General features: G+C 55.4%; 2 protein-coding genes. Both read right to left on the bottom strand.

Features of this window, described 5'->3' with window-relative positions; genetic code table 11:
- Positions 1-41: 41 nt before the first annotated feature.
- Positions 42-860, bottom strand: a complete 819-nt coding sequence (locus LBW87_RS23800; protein ID WP_320442752.1) for an IS3 family transposase — start codon at positions 858-860, stop codon at positions 42-44.
- Complete coding sequence (locus tag LBW87_RS23795; protein ID WP_225203955.1) at positions 839-1,201, bottom strand: transposase; 363 nt, start codon at positions 1,199-1,201, stop codon at positions 839-841. The genes LBW87_RS23800 and LBW87_RS23795 overlap by 22 nt, the downstream gene beginning before the upstream one ends.
- Positions 1,202-1,282: the final 81 nt, after the last annotated feature.

The raw sequence follows: 1,282 nt of genomic DNA, 5'->3' as shown, positions 1-1,282 counted from the left end.
TGGAGTGAACCCCTCGGGCTGGACCAAAGTTGGTCGAGAAACTAAGCCGCTTGCCGAGTGAGTTGTGCTTCGAAATGGTTAGGTGATTGATAGCCCAATGCAGAGTGCATGCGCCGCTCGTTGTAAATCTCTTCGATGAAGTATGGCAGCCTGCCGGCCACATCGTCGAATTTCTCATAACCAGCCAGATAGACCTCTTCGACCTTGAGCGTCTTCATGAAGCTCTCCGCCTGCGCGTTGTGATACGGGTTGGCTGGCGCACTCATTGATCCTATCAGACCAAATTCCGCCAAAGCATCCCGGTACAAAGCGCTGGCATATTGGCACCCGCGATCCGTATGGTGAATGCACGTGCCCGGCGCCGGTTTGCGAATTCTGTAGGCGGCCGTCAGCGCGGCCAGAGCCAAAGGCGTGTCGATCCGCTTGGATAAAGCGTAGCCGATTACCTTGCGGCTGCAAGCATCCAAAACAACGGCCAGGTAGATAAAGCCGGATGCTATTCGGATGTAGGTGATATCGGCAACCCACACATGATCTGGCTCCGTTGGAATGATGTTCTGATAGTGATTAGGAAAGACGGCGACATCAGTTTCAGAGCAGGCCACCGGCTTGAACCTACGCCGATGATGGCCGTACACCTCGTGCTCACGCATGATCCTGGCTACGCGCTTGTGATTGACCACATGCCCGCGTGCCCTCAATTCCAACGTGATTCGACGATAGCCATAGCCTGGGAAGACGTCGTGGATGTCTTCTATCAGATGGGCAAGCTCAGTATCACCGACTGCGGCAATAGCCGGCTTGGGCTGATAATAGTAGGTGCTACGCGGCAGATCGATCATTTGGCATCCTCGTCGGATGGAGCAGGCTTGGGGCCGCTGATGATCGATGAGCTGTCGTTGTTGCTGACGAGTCGTAGTCGTGGTGTTTTTTTAAGGAGTTCCAACTCCATCGTCAGCTGGCCTACCTTCCGTTCCAACGCGGCAATATGCGCCTCGTACTCGGCAACCGTCGACGCAGCAGCATCTTCTGCATCCAGCTCACCTCGATCAAACTGCCCTAGCCACATTTGCATGAGGTTGGCCGACAAATTATGGATCTTGAGCGCCTCTCGCCGCCCCAGCTTGCCGCTGCGGATATCGCTGCAGATCTGTATCTTGAATTGCGGGCTGTGCCGCCGATAGGGACCTCGTGATGCCATGATGTCGCTCCTCCTGAGAAGGCTCGACAAGCGTATCACTTCATCTCCAGGCCTTGGTCCAGCCCGAGGGGTTCACTCCAT

Origin of the sequence: Herbaspirillum sp. alder98 (assembly GCF_020179755.1) — a bacterium.
In the GTDB taxonomy this organism is placed as follows: Bacteria; Pseudomonadota; Gammaproteobacteria; order Burkholderiales; family Burkholderiaceae_D; genus Herbaspirillum.
The sequence above is the reverse complement of the archived record's forward strand: the minus strand, read 5'-3'. Positions and strand labels throughout refer to the sequence as shown.

Coding starts and splice junctions, on each gene's coding strand:
- LBW87_RS23795 (WP_225203955.1), bottom strand. CDS start 1,201: ATGGCATCACGAGGTCCCTATCGGCGGCACAGCCCGCAATTCAAGATA.